We start from the raw sequence: 16,953 nt of genomic DNA on the forward strand, positions 1-16,953 counted from the left end.
CTAGCCTAAAATTCGGTACATCAAAAAAAACAACAAATCGAATTGAACACGTTTCAAATTTATTCAATAATATGGCGCTGAATAAAGATTAATTATCCTATCGTTAATGGCTACTCAACAGACAACTATTAATAAAGCACAATTAATCAAATAATTATTTAAAAATAACTCAATTTTTCATGAATAAATAATCATCATAAAAAATATTACATGTAATATTTACATGTAATATTTTTATGATAATATTGTTCACATTAAACACTAACAAAATCTTAACTAATTTTTATGAAAAAAATGAAAGAGACAAAAAGTTCGGCTTTTTATCAGCAGCAGTATCGACAACGTCTGCGTGATCAGGGCTTAATCAAAAAAGAAGTTTGGATTTTGCCAGAAAATACTTCAAGGTTACTCGATATTGAAAAGCAATTTCGACAACCTTTGGTAATAAACAACCAGCGTTTTAATGATAAACAGGAATATAACGAAATGAAAAATAATAAAGTTTGGTTAATTACAGATCTTTATGATGAATTAAACAATTCTGAATTAGTTAAACAAGGTTCTGCAAGTATCGAAATCATTGATGGTGTTGATGCTTGTTTGCATATTATCATGCATGAATATGGTGACTTACCACTATTTTTAAGTGTATCAAATCAACAAATTATTGTTGAAGCGCTACTTTGGCCTGTTAATATAATTAAACAACCATCCCAATTTAACGAAGAAATTTTATGTACTCGTAAACTTTTCCCATTATCAACCATTGCGATTGAAAAAACGGGAGATGGCTCAGTTAACTATATTATGTATGGTGCGCTTAGTGCGACATCGATACTAAGTAATGTCATTTATGAATTAGAAACCTTATCCGATAATGTGATCAAAGCGACCGAAGCTTACGAACATTACTTTAATATTTAACTACAGAATAAATATCAACAATAAGGAGATTAAACAATGACCATTTTCAAAAAACTGATTACGGCACTACGAGGCGGTATTAACGAAGCCGGTGAATCCATTATCGATACCCAAGCTTTGCGCATATTGGATCAAGAAATCCGAGACGCCGATGCAGAACTCAAACAAGCGAAAGAGTCGCTAGCGAACGTCCTTGCTCAACAAAAAATAGCGGAAAAAGAAGCAAAAAGAGTTAAAACTCAAATTACTGAATACGAAGGCTACGCAGTAAAAGCATTAGATTCAAATAATGAAGAACTTGCATTAGAAATTGCTGAAAAATTAGTGACACTTGAAAACGAACATGATAACTACCAAAAACAGGTGACCTATTTTTCTGACAGTGTAAAAAACTTGCGTCAAACCATTTCACAAACTGAAATTAACATTCGCAATTTAAAACAACAAGTTGATATTGTCAAAGCGACCGAAAGCGTGCAAAAAGCTCAAACTGCGATTGCTCAACGTTATGGAAGTTCGACCGCTAAATTACAAACGGCGTTAGATTCTTTAGAACGTATCAAAAAACGTCAGGAAAAAAATGCTGCCATTATTGAAGCAAAAAATGAACTGGCAACAGCAGAAAATGAAAGTTCACTTGATAACAAGCTTGAAGCAGCAGGAATTAAAACAGGCAATCAAAGCGCGATGGCAATTTTAGCCAGATTAAAAGAAAAACAAACAAACTAAAATAGTTATTTATTTTTTAAACTTAAAAATTATAAATATCGCTATTTGGAAGAATGAAATTTAAGGAAATATAATGGATCTTTTCTGGGGAATCTTTTTTTCTTTTCCAGTCGTCATCTTTAGTGGATTAGTCACGATTTGCGTACTGTATTGGTTGGTTGCATCAATTGGCGTTTTAACGGTTGATTGCTTAGACATTGATTTTGATATAGATGTCAAACAACTATCAACTGATAATCCAGCTTCAGGATTTAGCGGTTTACTCATGAAGTTAGGATTCAACGAAGTCCCCATGACATTAGTCATTACCCTAATCTCTTTATTTGGATGGACTATCTGCTATTTTTCATTTCGTTTTTTCATGATACCAATTAGTCATTATGCGCTAATTTACTACTTATTAGGATTAATAATTTTCATAACGGCCTTTATCGCGGCGGTGTACTTAACCGCATTTACAATAAAACCTCTACGCCCTATTTTTAGCAAACTCAATACAGCCAATAGTCATAAATCATTATTAGGTCAAACTGTTGAAATCCGTTCCAGTACTGTCAGCGAAACCAAAGGTGAAGCAACGTATGAAGACGGTGGAGCAGGTCTAATCTTACAAGTTAGATGTAACGAATCATATCAATTCAAACGTGGCGATAAAGCCATTTTGCTAAGCTATGATAAAACAAATAATAGCTATGAAATTATTAGCCTCGACGAGTTTAATGGATAACAAAATTATTTTTTTGGAGAAAAACAAATCATGTCAATCAATCAAGATACAGTCATATTTTTCTTGTTAACAATCGGAATTATATTCCTTGTTATTGTTGGATTTTTCTTATTATTCAAAGCATTTTATATAAAAGTGCCGCAAGGTACTGCACTTATTGTTAACGATATGACGTCAAGACCGAAGGTACACTTTACTGGCGCGTTAGTCTATCCTGTAATCTACAAAAAAGAATTTATGAAAATATCATTGATTACTTTTGATGTGGAACGTCGAGGCAAAGACGGATTAATCTGTAAAGATAATCTACGTGCAGATATTTGTGTTGCCTTTTATTTACGTGTCAACGAAACCACAGAAGATGTGTTAAAAGTGGCAAAATCGATCGGCGTTGATCGTGCATCAGATCAAAAAGCCGTCAGCACCCTATTTAGTGCTAAATTCTCGGAAGCGTTAAAAACGGTTGGTAAACAATTCGAACTTGCCAAACTCTTTGAAGATCGGATGAATTTCCGTGAACGAATCATTGATGTGATTGGAAAAGATCTTAACGGTTATGCTTTAGAAGATGTCGCTATCGATTACTTAGAGCAAACTCCGATTAAATCGCTTGATCCGGATAATATTTTTGATGCAGAAGGGATTAATAAAATCACGGCTATCACCGCTATCCATAAAGATGAAACCAACAAACGGGAAAGAGATCTTGAATTAGCCTTAAAGAAAAAAGACACAGAAACGATTGAAGCTAAATTAGAACTTGAGCGTCAACAAGCCGATGCCGAAGCCCGTCAAAAACGTGAGATTGAAACGATTCGAGCACGTGAACAAGCTGAAACATTAAAAGTTCAAGAAGAAGAGCGATTAAAAGCTGAACAAGCAAGAATTCAATCGCAACAAGAAATCGAAGTTCGTGAAGAAAACCGGCTGCGTGAAGTAGAAGTTGCACAACAAAACCGCTTACGAGCAATTGCCATTGAAGAAGAACGTGTTGAACGTGCTCGATCACTTGAAATCGTCGCTCGTGAACGTGAAGTTGAATTACAACGAATCGAAAAAGATAAAGTTCTTGAAGAAGAAAAGAAACATATTGCCAATGTGATTCGTGAACGTGTAGCGGTTGAAAAAACCGTTGCGATTGAAGAAGAAAACATCAAAGAAGTGCGCGAAGTATCAAAAGCAGATCGAGAAAAACAAACAACAATTATCGAAGCCGAAGCACGAGCAGAGCAAGAATTAGTCAAACAAGTTAAACAAGCCGAAGCGGATGAACAAGCATCGAAACATCGTGCGGTCGAACTTAGCACCATGGCACAAGCCGAACTTGAAGCTGCTGCAAAACAAGCCGAAGCGAAAAAACAACTTGCTCAAGGTATAGAAGCGGAAGAAGCGGCAATTGGACTTGCTGAAGCAAAAGTACGTAAAGCACGTGCCGAAGCGGAAGAAAAAGAAGGATTAGTCAAAGCCAACATTACCGCTGAAACCTTATTAGCAGAAGCAAGAGGAAATCAAGAAAAAGGATTATCTGAAGCAAAAGTCATTGAAGCGAAAGCGACAGCAATTGAAAAACAAGGTCTGACCGAAGCGAAAATATTGGAAGAAAAACTATCTGCTCAAGCACGTGGTGATGAACGCATTGGATTTGCTAAAGCCGCTGCAATGAAAGAACAAGGTCTGGCTGAAGCACTGATTATACGTGAACGACTAACTGCTGAAGCAAATGGTTTAATTGAAAAATTCCAAGCAATGGGCACCATGAGTGAACAATCTAAAAATCACGAAGAGTTCCGCTTGGCACTCGAAAAAGGCTTTGAACAAGCAATGGCAGCAATTGCTGCGAATAAAGAAATCGCTAAAGAACAAGCAGACGTACTTGCAGCTGCATTTAGTAAAGCAAATATTGAAATTGTTGGCGGTAATGACAACTTCTTTAACAGCTTCTCTAAAGCCATTAGCGTAGGTAAAGCAATTGAAGGAACAGTTAACCAAAGCCCTGTTCTGCAATCTGCTCTACAATCAGTCTTATCACGCCTATCCGGAAATAAAGACATTGATATCAAAGACACATTAAAAAATACTGATTTAAAAGCATTAGCTAAACAATTTTTACCATCGGATAGCAAAAAAGAAAGTGACAGCTAACCCAACTGCACATTATTGATAATGATTAAAACAACATTATCACTATCACCTGTTTTCGGTAAGGCAATAATAGCCTACCGAAAACAATCGCCTTTCTGGATAATGATCAAGAGTTAAAAATGGCAGAAATAGAACAAGAAAATGAACAACAAACAACACTCGATAAAGCGGTCGCCGAAGGCGGTGCTTATGAAATCCTTCGTAAACGTTTGACTTCGCTAGGACAAGAACTAAACCAAAAAACCGAAGCCCTAAATCAACAACGACTGACCGAATTTGGCAAAAGTGACATGTCAATTATCGGACGTATTCGCATCAGAACTGAAAATAACTGTATCGCCAGAGACATAGTTCGATTTGGTGATTGGTTACTTTTTGGTTACAACGTCTTTCTAGGATTAAAAAAAGAGACCAAAATCGAAGACGTATTCTCGCTTTATCAACTTGTAGAACGAGATGGCAATTACGAAGCCGATTCGGTTGATCTATCCAATACCTTTTTAAATATTGATCGCTTTGTTCAAGATTTTAATGAACTCTACACCTATTATAAAAATGCACAATTACTCCAATTAGTTGAACGAGATGGAAAGCTACTTGCCAGTTTCCAAATTGGTGAGCGAGTCAGTGACATTCGTGTATTTCGTTGGTCAATTTCAAGTGACAAAAAAACCATTGATTACATTGATAATCGTGGTGAACGTGATATAGCGCTACCACCAGCTTACGATTTTGAATGGATTGAAACCACACGTGACAATATCGTCAATGGACGATTCCCTCATGTAAATATTTTAGATACTGTTTTTGTTGAAACCATTGGCGGTGACTTAACCATAAAATGTGAAAACAACACCAATGACGGGCTGGGAATCTACAGTGAAGAAGTACTCGACAAAAATCAATCCATTAATGATGCCAAAATTGAATACGCAAAAGTCGGATCCTTAATTTTGCTAAAAGTCTTACCGTATCGTGAAGAAAATTGGCGCTATTTAATCTATAACACCCTCACTCAAAAAGCCCAACGCATCGATTTTATTGGACAAGCCTGTATTCAGCTACCAGAAGATCATGGTGTAATCTTTCCTGGTGGATATTATCTACAAAATGGGGAATATAAAACTTTCGATCAATCCATGTCGGGTATGCGATTTAGACGTATCAGACGTTCACCCAATGGCGAAGATGTCCTTTACATATTTTATGAACCAAGTTCAGGTCGCTTAGCATTGTTCAACTACAATATGATCGAACGAAAACTTGATAATCCAATTTTAGGTCATGGTTATGCAGTGTTTGAAGACGGTCGAATGGTGGTATTTGAAGGTGAAAATAACGACCCGACTCGTGTTCATCCAATGCAAATTTGGCAAACCCCCTTTTATAGTGACGAATTTGCAGCAACACAACCAACTAACAACAGTTTTTTAGGCAAGATTGGTAATGCGGAACTGGTCAGAGGGATTTCAGATCTTTACTTTATTGCACGTGAAATTGATAACCAATCGGTTTCATCCCAACTATACAGCAAACTAAGTGAAGACACAAAACGGTTATTTGACAGCTATTTTTGGCTCAACGATGAAAAAAATCTATCTTTTACGCCTGTACTACGTAACATTATACAAACGAGTGAATTAGTGATAGATGAATATGAAAAAGTGGAAAGCATACGCCGACAATCTGAAAGCGCCATGCGTGAAGCGATTTCAAACCAACAAGACTTATTAGCCAAACTCTATCCCGACAGCTGGCAAGAAACACAAGAATATGTCGATGCGCTAAATGCGATAAAAATGCAGCTAGGTAGTTTAGTGACATTAAGAACCTACCGTTATATTGATTTGAATCAGATCGACATAATGGAAAAAGCCTTAAAAGAACGCCAATCTATCGTATCATTAGCGACAGCCGAATTTTTAGGCAGTGACAAAGCCCTTGAACCGTTTATCACCCAAATAGATGAAATTGAAAAATATCTTACTAAAGCAGACACAGTCGCCAAACTTATCGAACCGATAAAAACCGCTGACCAAATGTCTGAAAACTTAGATATGCTTTCACAATTAATGGCATCATTAAAATTTGATGACGTAACACTACAAACCAAAATTATTGAATCGATCGCCGAAGTTTATGCCAAACTCAATCAAACCAAAGCACGCATTAACCAAAAACGGAAAAATCTATCCAGCGTTGAAATGGTGGCGCAATTTGGTGCGCAATTCAAACTATTTAGTCAAAGTATTGCCAGTGCATTAAGCTTAGCCACCACGCCAGAAAAATGTGACGATGAACTATCAAGGCTATTAGTTCAACTTGAAGAACTGGAAAATCAGTTTAGCGAAAGTGAAGAGTTTTTAAATGACATACTGGCAAAACGTGAAGAAATCTTAGAATCATTCGAAACGCACAAACAAGCACTACTTGAAGATCGAACAAGACGAACGGAATCGCTACTCACTGCTGCTGATAGAATTTTAGACAGTATTCCAAGACGAACCGCAAAATTTTCAGATCAAAACGAACTCAATGCCTTTTTTGTTGCCGATCCTTTAGCGCTGAAAATTCGTGAAATAGTCGAAAAATTACGTGCACTTTTTGATAATGTCAAAGCTGATGATATTGAATCACGCTTCAAAAGTGCCAGAGATCAAGCAATACGTTCTTTACGTGACAAATCCGAAATCTTTGAATCGGGTGGAAATGTCATTAAATTAGGGCCAAGACATAAATTTAGCGTCAATACACAAGAACTTGACCTTACCATTGTACCCAAAGAACATCATCTTTACTTACAATTAACGGGTACCGATTACCAAGAAAAAATAGTCCATCCAAAATTAGAAAGTTATCAACCTTTTTGGACTATTTCGCTTGAATCTGAATCCCCTACTGTCTATCGAGCAGAGTATCTTGCCTATTCGATCATCAACTCGGCATTAAAAAAAGAACATAATTTAAGTTATGAAGATTTAATCAGCCAACTTAATCAACCCGAAATTCTAAATAAAACGGTACGTGACTACGCTGCCTTACGCTATCGAGAAGGTTATGAAAAAGGGATACATGATCACGATGCGGTAAAAATATTATCGAAAATTGTTCCACTTGGTGAAGCCGCCAAACTACTCAGATACAATCCTCTAGCACGTAGCTTAGCGATACTATTTTGGTATCACAATCAAAAAAATGATATCGTCAGATTATGGCCAGAACGTGCCAAAACGTGTAAGGATATACAAGCATTATTCGGACATGAAGAAGGATTAAAAAATCTACAGCACGAAATATCGGTTGAACTCACTCTATTCTTACAAAAACAGCCAATCGAACATGAACCTTACCATATTAAACAGGCAAGCGAATACTTAAGCTATGTCTTAGCTGAAATTCCACAACAATTTACGTTAAGCAAATATAGCCATTATTTATATGAAGGATTAAATACTCGATTAGAAGAATCGCACATGTGGAGTGATTTTAACCAATCGCAATTAAATCTTAAAAAACGACTGGCTGACCGTTGGAATCTTATTGAAAGTTGGTTTAAAGGGCTTTGTACCCTACCCCAATATCAAAAATTGAGTGAATACATCGCCGAAGCCACTTTACTATGCATGCTGGATAAAGAAAGTAACATCACTTTAGCAATCAGCGAAATTGAACTGGATATCACCGTCAATGATTTATTAGGTGAACACCCTTCAATTACACAAGGGGGGTTACAAATCAATCTTGATGACTTTTTTAGTCGCATGCGTAAACAATCACGTGTCGTCATACCGCAATTCCAACATTACCAAAGCCTGCGTCAAGAAGTGCTGGATGAACAACGTGAGCAATTACATATTGAAGAATTCAAAGCTAAACCACTCAGTTCATTTGTGCGTAATAAACTGATCAACCAAGTTTATTTACCAATCATTGGGGACAATTTAGCAAAACAAATGGGCACTGTCGGTGAAAGTCGCCGTACTGATTTAATGGGGTTATTACTACTCATCTCGCCACCAGGTTACGGTAAAACAACCTTAATGGAATATGTGGCTAATCGACTTGGCTTAATATTTATGAAAATTAATGGCCCAGCACTAGGTCACAGCGTATTATCATTCGATCCACAGCAAGCGCCAAATGCCACCGCGCGACAAGAACTTGAAAAACTCAATTTAGCGCTCGAAATGGGTAATAACGTCATGCTTTATATTGACGATATTCAACACACTAACCCAGAATTTTTACAAAAATTTATTTCGTTATGTGATGGTTCTCGTCGTATTGAAGGGGTATGGAAAGAAAAAACCAAAACCTATGACCTACGGGGTAAAAAATTCTGTGTCATTATGGCTGGCAACCCTTATACCGAATCGGGTGAGGTTTTCAAAATCCCTGACATGTTAGCCAACCGTGCAGATATTTATAACTTAGGTGAAGTTTTAGGTGGCATGGATGAAGTGTTTTCATCAAGTTACATTGAAAACTGCTTAACATCAAATCCAATATTATCGCCATTGGCACTACGTGATCTTAATGACCTATATCAGTTTATCGACCATGCGCAAGGAAAACCGCTTAACACCAACGAACTTAGCTATGCCTATAGCCAAGCGGAAATTAGCGAAATTGTAGCCGTACTGCGTCATTTACTGAAAATTCGAGAAGTCGTCTTTAAAGTCAATCAGCAATACATTATTAGCGCAGCGCAATCCGATAAATATCGAACAGAACCGCCGTTCAAGTTACAAGGTAGTTATCGAAACATGAACAAATTAGCCGAAAAAGTTTCTTCCGTAATGAATGATGAAGAACTCAACCAAATTATTGAAGATCACTACTTGGGCGAGGCACAACTGCTGACCAACGGCGCAGAAGAAAATCTGCTTAAACTTGCTGAAATTCGAGGGGTGTTAACAAAAGAACAAACTAAACGTTGGCAACAAATCAAAGCTGACTTTATGCGCAATAAAACACTAGGTGGTGACGAAGCGAATACCGGTAACCAAATTGTTACCCAACTAGCTGACTTAGTACAAAGTGTTCAAGCATTAAAGTTATAAACTGGTTATTTTATTAAAAAAGCGGAAATTAATTTTCCGCTTTTTGTTAGAAATGATGATCATGATTCAATTAGGTTAAAACAAAATTGATAAACAATTAAACCAGACAATAATTTTTGGAGGGCTAAAATAACGATAAAAATATACAAATGAGTATTAAGGAAAACATATAACTTATATAAAGAAAACATATTACATTATCTAATGAAAGAAAAATTTATAATTCCGGAAAAGAATACATTGAAGCTACTTAAAAAAACTTATTATTTGTATGACCTATTTTGAGGATCGGATGCAATCAAGTCCCGCAACCAAAAAGTTCTAAAATCATCAATGGAAAACCTTTTGATATTAGACACCTCGATTTTTCCGTACCTATCGATATCTTTTCATCTAAATTTAAGGGTAATTATAATTAAGAATCTTTAGAAAAAATGACGTCTCCTTATGAGGATGAGGTATTTTTTTATATATGCCACAAGGTAGCAATGAGTTGAAGGTATGGTAATCATGAAAAAATTAATAAACGTTTTTTTACTTAGTAGTTTTCTGTTTTCTTGCGGACAAGCACAAAAAACAGATAAACAAATAATTCAAGAAACTATCTATACTTTAAAAGTTACTTCCGGTAATCCGTATGAATCTTACGTAAATAACATGGTTTTGGAAAAAAATTATTTAGCAGGTTCGAGTGATAGTGAATTAATTATTAATGATCTTATATTAAAATCGGGAAAACAAAAATTACAAATTGTCTTATTACCAAATGATGGAAATAAAACGGTAGATAAATTGGGTATTGATTACCTAACATTAAGTATTTATAAATATAATAATGGATATTCATCTTATTCAGAACAAAAATCGACTTTAATTTACGAATTTAAATTGGATGATCCACATGCAGAAATGCCACTAATCACCAAAGAATGGATTTTCAATATTGATGTTCCGTACAAACTAAAAAATTGGGAACACAGCATAGATTTGAGAAAAGAAAATAAGGATAAGTTACTTAAAGAAGTCGTAGATTATTATAACCATTTAGCTAATATAATTAATAAAGGCGATAAAAAATCTTTCTTGACCATTATGAAAGTAAGAGATTCCGAAGTCTTTAAATCATTATATAATGATACTGAATTAATTAAAGAAGATGAACAATATATAGACAATAGATTATCTAAAAGTATAGGAAATATACAACCGATCAAAAATTATAATATTATGTTTTATGGAAATGGAAGATTAGTGACATTAGAAGACAAAAAAGGCGAAACTCCGCTGTTTGCAGAAGATAAAAATGATATTTACTCATATCAAATCTATCTCCATCGCCCTTATCCTAATGCACCATTAGAAGTAATAAGATAGGTAATCATGACAAAATTATATATTTTTACTTTTTAGTCATTTATTTTTCCCAAAAAAGCTCGCTTTTAACGAGCTTTTAATCTTTTACTATGGTTGACTTTTGCTATACTCTTTTAGGATTTCTTTTGCCGTTTTACCATCAAGTTTTTCTTTCAATATTTGCTGAATTTTAGCTTCGTCACCTCCAGTTTCAAAACTAGCGGCGAAAACAATGTTAAATATTGCCTTTTTGAAATTATCGCTATCCTCTCCTTTTAAAGTTTCCGATATTTCTTTCATTGATGTTTGAAATGCTGACTTAGATGAAGCGTCAACTTTAGGTGAACCATCACCACATCCAACTAAAACAAAACTAACAACAAATACAGCTAGTAACTTCTTGAACATGTATAATGTCCTTTTGTTAATTGATTTTTTTGTAATTATACAAAATTAGCCATCGAAGGAATATCGATTATTTTATCCAACAAAAATAAATAGGTAATAATGCCCTTATGATTGTATTATCATCGAAGAAAAACGCAAATTCATGCACCAAATGCTCGGCGGACCAAAATTAACGGCAGTCAATCAGCCTCAACTGTTGGCTTAATAATTTAGGGAACTGCTGGTAATTGCGATTCATAACGCTTCAGAGTGCTTACATGTTAAAAATACAGATGTAAACAGTTGTAAGGCTACTGCGTAACTAAATGTAGTATGTCGCAGCTGTCATCATAGACTGAATATGCTGTCGCGCATAACCAAACAACCAAAGCTATCACTCTCCAATAAGTAACGCCATTATTTTTTAATAGATTAAATAAACCGACAAGAACCAGAATCGAATTTAAAAAATTAATTGAATAAATAAATAAGATTACGCTAATTCTAAGCAATGTTGGAACGTGATATGCGTTGAAAATAGAAGTAATTGCAAAATAAATTACAATTAGAATCACACTAAATAAAACACCGAACACCCAAAAAGTTACAGCTAGACCTAGATCGCCTTTCACTAATCTCTTAAATATATTCATATCTGTTTCTCGTGTATAAATAAAGCACACTATACAGCCAAATACATTATTCACAAAATTATTTACGGGTGAATTTATGAATACTGATAGCTCGAAAAGGCGAGCATCTTATATACTTTGCCTTCTTTTGAAGGCTTTTTTAGAGATGATTATGACTAAAAAAATTTTGTTAATATGAAAATCAAAGATAGGTTTTAGAAAGTTTATGAGTTAATAAACTGCGAAATTAATTTTCACCTTACTTTGCACATACGTGGTGAATTTAGGTGGATTATTTGGCTTGTTCTACTGGATGTTTATCCTAGGTTTTGCAGATTCAATGGCTTTTACAATTAGCCTATTTACAGTATTTTTTTGTTGCTGAATTAGAATATACCGTAACGACACCGTTAATAGATTGGTGTTGTCAATCCTATAGAATCATATTAGATCGTGTTAAAAATTCTAAAAATCAAGTATCAATGGGATTTAATCGTGGTCGGGCATTGTGAGTTATTGATGAAATGGCGTCCCCTACAGGATTCGAACCTGTGACCTACGGCTTAGAAGGCCGTTGCTCTATCCAGCTGAGCTAAGGAGACATGTTATCATTGATTTGTTGATTTAACGCTGTGTATTATATAAAGCTATTTCGATCCGTCAATGATTTTTAGTCGTTTGTCTGCTTAGATTATCAAAATATCATCAATTTATCGTTTTATTTGTCTATATTTGCTAATCGTTAAAACGGTATTTGTAGGTTATCTGTTTATTGGTTTTATTTAACTTCTATCGATCACTTAAACATTTTCCATTTGGAAATTTTAATTCTAAATTTCTATCAGTTTATTCTTTCCGCCTGTTTTTAAATTTTTTCGAATTAAGTTTAATTGTAATTGATATTTATTTAGCATTGGCTATCTGCGCTTTTAACATAGCAAGCCTGCTTTGTCCTTGTTGCATATTCTTCTCAGGGGATAATTTTGTTCGTTCATCCGTCCAATTGAGATCATCTTGAGGGAGTTCCAGCAAAAAACGGCTTGGCTCTACGTAAACTGTTTCGCCAAATTGTTTGCGTTGACGACTAAAGGAAAAAGTGAGTTCTTGTTGTGCTCGGGTAATGCCAACATAAGCAAGACGACGCTCCTCTTCTATATTGTCCTCATCAATACTGTTTTGATGCGGTAAAACGCCTTCAGACATGCCAACCAAATAGACATAAGGGAATTCTAATCCTTTAGATGCATGAAGTGTCATAAGCTGAACTTGATCGAGTTCTTCTTCAGATTCGTTGCGTTCTAGCATATCCCGTAAGGTAAATCTTGCTACGGCTTGTTCAAGTGTCATACCTTCGTCAATGTCATCACCTTGTAACATATCATTTAACCAACTGATTAATTGCTCTACATTGCGCATTCGCATTTGTCCTGCGGTTGGTGAGGGTGATGTTTCATAAATCCAACTTTCATAATGGATTCCATGCAGTAACTCGTGAATAGCTTCCATGGGTTCATTATGGGATTTTTGAATTAGTGAATCAAACCATTGAATAAAGAGTTGTAGCGTTTCCATTCGTTTGCCAGATAATACTTCCGTAAGTCCCATATCATGACTTGCTTGATATAAACTGACAGCTCGATGATTTGCCCATTCCCCTAGTTTTTGGATCGTGACTGGCCCTATTTCACGTTTTGGCGTGTTGATAATGCGTATGAACGCATTATCATCATCGGGATTTGTCAATAATCGCAAGTAAGCCATGAGATCTTTAATTTCAGTTCGAGCAAAAAAGGAAGTCCCCCCCGAAATTCGATAAGGGATCCGGTATTGCATTAACATTTTTTCGATCAATCTGGCTTGATGATTTCCACGATATAAAATTGCATATTGACCATATTGGCTATTATTCGCAAATCGATGACCAATTAAATCATTGATCACCTTTTCGGCTTCGGACTCTTCACTATCGGCAGAGATAACTTTAAGCTGTTCACCATAACCCAGTTCTGAAAATAGTTTTTTTTCAAATATATGGGGATTATTTTCAATTAAAATATTGGCAACTTTTAAAATTCGCCCAGAAGATCGATAATTTTGTTCGAGTTTTATAACTTCTAGATTAGGAAAATCTTGTTGGAGTAAAACTAAATTTTTAGGGCGGGCTCCTCGCCATGAGTAGATCGATTGATCATCATCGCCTACAACAGTAAATTTGGCTCGATTACCGACTAATAATTTAATGAATTCATATTGACTGGTATTAGTATCTTGATATTCATCAATGAGTAGATAACGAACTCGATTTTGCCATTTTTCTCGAACTTCTTCATTATTTTTTAATAATAAGGTAGGCAATAAGATAAGATCATCAAAATCCAAGATACTGCAAGCTTTTAATTGTTTTTCATAAAGCTGATAACAATGAGCAAATAACTTTTCTTTGTTGGTTTGAGCCCTAGCCATGGCTATTGTTGAGTCGACAATATCATTTTTCCAATTCGAAATAGTTGAACGTAGTTGGTTAATGAGATCTTTATCGCCATCTAACCATTGTTGAGTCAGTTCTTTGAGTAATGCAGTTTGATCATGATCATCAAATAAAGAAAAGTTAGCTTTAATGCCAAGATGTTTATATTCTCGACGAACGATATCCAAACCCAGTGTATGAAAAGTCGAGATTTTAAGCCCTCTTGCCTCTTGTTTGCTGAGTGATTGAGCAATACGCTCTTTCATTTCACGCGCGGCTTTGTTGGTAAAGGTCACAGCAACAATGTGGCGTGGCAAATATTCCTTAACACGAATTAAGTAAGCAATTTTGTTTATTATAACCCGAGTTTTTCCCGAACCTGCACCGGCTAAGACCAGGCACGGGCCAGAAACATATTCAACAGCTTGTTGCTGACTTGTATTTAACCGCACAGAATTTAGACCTTTATGAAAATGGCTTAATAGTATATAACGATTTGCTTGTCACCTGCAATTACGCTTAATTTTTAAACAACCATAACAACAGGATGACGCTGGCAATGTTACTGAATAAAGTTTAAAGCATGTTCGACAACTTCAATCCCTGCCCCTTTTTTATATGCATTTTCGCTAAGATAGCGTCGCCATTGTTTTGCACCTTTTTGTCCATTAAAAATACCCAATGTATGACGCATAATGTGATTAAGTTGAGCACCTTGTAAAAGTTGTTGTTCGATATAAGGATAAAGACATCGTATTGCCGCTATTGGATCTATGGGTTGCGTATCTAAGCCAAAGATTTGGGAGTCAATTTGTGCTAATAACATGGGATTCTGATAGGCTTCTCGTCCCACCATGACGCCATCAACATAATTTAAATGGTGTTTTATTTCGTCGATCGTTTTAACACCACCATTGATGGCTATAGTTAAGTTAGGGTAATCTCGTTTGAGTTGATAAACTCGTTCATAGTCAAGTGGTGGAACTTCACGATTTTCTTTAGGGCTAAGTCCGGATAACCATGCTTTACGTGCATGTACAATAAACGTGTTAGTATAAGGTAGAACTGTTTCAATAAATTGGCATAAAAAAGCGTAGCTATCTAGATCATCGATCCCGATTCGTGTTTTAACCGTTACGGGGATATCAATTTGTTCTTGCATGGATTCAATACATTTAGCCACTAAATCAGCATTTCCCATTAAGCACGCACCAAACATCCCATTTTGAACGCGATCTGAAGGGCAGCCAACATTAAGATTTACTTCATCATAACCATGATTTTGAGCTAATTTAGCGCACTGTGCTAATGCATTGGGATCACTTCCGCCAAGTTGTAAAGCAATAGGATGTTCATCGACGTTAAAATCAAGGTAATTCCCTTTACCAAATAAGATTGCTCCTGTTGTTACCATTTCGGTATACAGTAAAGTTTGTTTAGTCAATATCCGATGAAAATACCGACAATGTTTATCGGTCCAATCAAGCATGGGTGCTACAGAAAATTTATTGTTTGTTGATTTCATTTATGTACCAGATTTAAAGCGGTAATTAAATTATGAAGCAAATAACTAAACATATATTCTATCATAAAACATAGAATACAATGATGTTAGGGTTTTGTGTTTAATTTAGAAGTGTATCAATAAAAAGTGCATAATTTAACTTGTTTTTTATCTTGTTATATTGGATTTTAATTTATAAAATTATATTATTTAATTAAATCAATAGTTTTGTTAAATCTTTAAAAGATTACTTGTTAAAAGTCTTAAAGTTATTAAAAGTATCATATTTATACGAGCAACCTATTTATTCATCGTAGTCTTTATTTGCTGTAGAATTTTAATTAGTTGCGCAATAATGATAACTATTTATGAAAGAACAAACTATAACAATAAACCCCAGTTAAATAACTGAGGTTTATTTGGTTAGATTAATCAAATTTCAAATGGTCAAAAATGTACACTAATATAGCAAGTGCGAATTTGCCTATAAGATAAACAGAAATACACACTAATCCTATTATGAAAAGAAACGCCAAAGTAGTTGCAAGTGCATCGACGATTTTATTTTCAATCCGTAGATGATCATTAGAATTTGAACTAATTTCATTTGTGGTTTCATCAGATGTATCAGAATATAATACATTGTAATCCACTTTACACATGCCATAGACATGATACTTACGTTTCTTTAGATCAGGATAATCATCTATCAGTCTATCAAAACGCTTTGAAGTTAATTCAACTCCAATGGTACCTTCAATTTGTTCGCCGTTTCGCATTGCTACTAATTTAACAATTGAACGATCAGGATCCATCAATATTGCTATTGATACTCCCCTTTCACTGTTTTCGGATAAAAATCCGATGATTTTACAATCTGACATAATGCAATTTTTTTAATTAGGCATGTGAATTACTTCACCAGTAGGTAGTTATATAATTCATCATTGTGAATTAGACTAACCTGTTTTTATGTTAGACCGATAATCGTTAAATTTCAATATTTTTTTAATCCCCCAAAGTGT

Annotated in this window: 10 protein-coding genes and 1 tRNA gene; 6 read left to right on the forward strand and 5 right to left on the reverse strand. The window is 35.0% G+C overall.

The window, feature by feature from the left end; translation table 11 throughout:
* The first annotated feature begins 294 nt into the window (after nucleotides 1–294).
* The 6 genes from ACGH6R_RS01215 (at nucleotide 295) to ACGH6R_RS01240 (ending at nucleotide 10,959) form a co-directional block, all read left to right on the forward strand.
* A complete protein-coding gene (locus tag ACGH6R_RS01215) occupies nucleotides 295–924 on the forward strand; it encodes a YjfI family protein (RefSeq protein ID WP_411598672.1) in 630 nt (209 codons plus the stop codon).
* Nucleotides 925–960: 36 nt separating this feature from the next.
* The gene (locus ACGH6R_RS01220; RefSeq protein ID WP_267380615.1) at nucleotides 961–1,653 is read left to right on the forward strand and encodes a PspA/IM30 family protein; all 693 of its coding nucleotides are present in this window, start codon (nucleotides 961–963) and stop codon (nucleotides 1,651–1,653) included.
* Between the two features lie 73 nt (nucleotides 1,654–1,726).
* Nucleotides 1,727–2,380 (forward strand): hypothetical protein, encoded by a 654-nt coding sequence (locus ACGH6R_RS01225; protein WP_411598673.1) that lies wholly within the window; start codon nucleotides 1,727–1,729, stop codon nucleotides 2,378–2,380.
* Nucleotides 2,381–2,410: 30 nt separating this feature from the next.
* Entirely contained in the window at nucleotides 2,411–4,522 is a 2,112-nt protein-coding gene (locus ACGH6R_RS01230; RefSeq protein WP_411598674.1) for a hypothetical protein, read from the forward strand.
* 119 nt (nucleotides 4,523–4,641) lie between these two features.
* Nucleotides 4,642–9,585 (forward strand): DNA repair ATPase, encoded by a 4,944-nt coding sequence (locus ACGH6R_RS01235; RefSeq protein WP_411598675.1) that lies wholly within the window; start codon nucleotides 4,642–4,644, stop codon nucleotides 9,583–9,585.
* Between the two features lie 510 nt (nucleotides 9,586–10,095).
* The gene (locus tag ACGH6R_RS01240; RefSeq protein WP_411598676.1) at nucleotides 10,096–10,959 is read left to right on the forward strand and encodes a hypothetical protein; all 864 of its coding nucleotides are present in this window, start codon (nucleotides 10,096–10,098) and stop codon (nucleotides 10,957–10,959) included.
* Nucleotides 10,960–11,046: 87 nt separating this feature from the next.
* On the opposite strand, the gene ACGH6R_RS01245 is transcribed toward ACGH6R_RS01240, so the two are convergent.
* The 5 genes from ACGH6R_RS01245 to ACGH6R_RS01265 all read right to left on the reverse strand — a co-directional run bounded on the left by ACGH6R_RS01245 (nucleotide 11,047) and on the right by ACGH6R_RS01265 (nucleotide 16,812).
* Nucleotides 11,047–11,346: a DUF6694 family lipoprotein gene (locus ACGH6R_RS01245; RefSeq protein WP_267350741.1), complete on the reverse strand. Its 300-nt coding sequence runs from the start codon at nucleotides 11,344–11,346 to the stop codon at nucleotides 11,047–11,049.
* A gap of 1,136 nt (nucleotides 11,347–12,482) precedes the next feature.
* A tRNA-Arg gene (locus ACGH6R_RS01250) sits at nucleotides 12,483–12,559 on the reverse strand.
* Nucleotides 12,560–12,860: 301 nt separating this feature from the next.
* Nucleotides 12,861–14,876: a DNA helicase Rep gene (rep, locus tag ACGH6R_RS01255; protein WP_411598677.1), complete on the reverse strand. Its 2,016-nt coding sequence runs from the start codon at nucleotides 14,874–14,876 to the stop codon at nucleotides 12,861–12,863.
* 110 nt (nucleotides 14,877–14,986) lie between these two features.
* Nucleotides 14,987–15,949 carry a tRNA dihydrouridine(20/20a) synthase DusA gene (gene dusA, locus ACGH6R_RS01260; protein ID WP_411598678.1) on the reverse strand — a complete coding sequence of 321 codons (963 nt, stop codon included), beginning with the start codon at nucleotides 15,947–15,949 and terminating at the stop codon, nucleotides 14,987–14,989.
* A 407-nt stretch (nucleotides 15,950–16,356) separates the two neighbouring features.
* Nucleotides 16,357–16,812 (reverse strand): hypothetical protein, encoded by a 456-nt coding sequence (locus tag ACGH6R_RS01265; RefSeq protein ID WP_267380495.1) that lies wholly within the window; start codon nucleotides 16,810–16,812, stop codon nucleotides 16,357–16,359.
* Nucleotides 16,813–16,953: the final 141 nt, after the last annotated feature.

This window comes from Gilliamella sp. CG13 (assembly GCF_046635805.1).
Lineage (GTDB): Bacteria > Pseudomonadota > Gammaproteobacteria > Enterobacterales > Orbaceae > Gilliamella > Gilliamella apicola_I.